Source organism: Clostridium sp. DSM 8431 (genome assembly GCF_900116755.1).
Taxonomy (GTDB): Bacteria; Bacillota; Clostridia; order Clostridiales; family Clostridiaceae; genus Clostridium.
The window spans coordinates 1-1,196 of the sequence record NZ_FPBY01000323.1 but is presented as its reverse complement, the minus strand read 5'-3'; the positions used below and the strand labels follow the sequence as shown (position 1 = coordinate 1,196).

The 1,196-nt window shown below is 24.2% G+C and carries 1 protein-coding gene; it reads right to left on the bottom strand.

The window, feature by feature from the left end; all coding sequences use genetic code 11:
• Window positions 1-348: 348 nt before the first annotated feature.
• Window positions 349-879 carry a hypothetical protein gene (locus tag BM384_RS17150; RefSeq protein WP_090015497.1) on the bottom strand — a complete coding sequence of 177 codons (531 nt, stop codon included), beginning with the start codon at window positions 877-879 and terminating at the stop codon, window positions 349-351.
• Window positions 880-1,196 lie beyond the last annotated feature (317 nt).

Here is a 1,196-nt window from a genome sequence, read left to right as displayed (position 1 = left end):
ATATACATAAGTACCCTCCGAATAAAATTTATATTTTTATAAATTTTACCAAGAGGACACTTCTAATATCTAGATACCAAATCCTTTACGCTTACGATATTATTAACATTGTTGTTATTAAATAAATTTCATTGTTCAAAAAATAATACATTAAATACAGAGGTATACATGTCAATATTTGAAAATAAATTCCTGCAAGGTCTACTATCATTCTTTTTTTACTGTCAATTCTCCATGCATTTGTTAAATCAATATAAAATACAGGATAAATCAAATATATTCCTATCCCTAACTTACCAGCTGTTACTCCATATCTATACGCAGCTGCAACATGTCCAAATTCATGTATTAATAATGATATATATATATATATATTAAAATTAATCCTGAATTTAAATTATAAATATCTAACTTTATTCCACCGTTAGTACATGCCTTAAATATTATTGATAAAAAAATTGATAATACAAAAATGATCAATATAGCTGCAACATATTTATTAAAAGCAAAACTCATAAATTTGTACAATAAATTGAATCTCTTTGATTCTATAATAGGTATATGTATCCAAAGCCTATTTTTATTTTTAGGTTTACCTATATCTATTTCATATCCATCTATAAGACAATTCTTTATCAATACATTTTCAATATAGTCTATCAAATCATTTTCTTGAACTGTATATTCTTTATTGTTTAACTCCATTACTACATCTTTTAAAGTATGTTTGCCATCAAATTTATCAATTAATGCTTTTGCTTTTGGAGAAACACGTATATTAATCGATTCATCAAATGACAATATATAATATAGTTTATTGTCTAAATCTTTTTCTTCATGATACAAATATTCTTTTGCCTTTAGGTAATCATATTTCATATTTTATATACCTATTTTACTCAATAATTTTTCTTTATTTGCATTTATATAAACATTCAAAGTTTTTTCTATATCACCACATATTGGACAATCAATATCATTATTTACTTCTAGTGAAGCTATTGGGCATCCACCACCACATAGTAATGCATATTTACATTCTTTACATTTTGGTATTCTAAATATTGTTCTATTAAACCATAACTCTACATCATCTTTATTTGTAAGCGTAAAGGATTTGGTATCTAGATATTAGAAGTGTCCTCTTGGTAAAATTTATAAAAATATAAATTTTATTCGGAGGGTACTTATGTATA

Excerpts from the sequence above, each read along its gene's own strand:
- BM384_RS17150 (WP_090015497.1), bottom strand. The coding sequence starts at position 879 with ATGAAATATGATTACCTAAAGGCAAAAGAATATTTGTATCATGAAGAA.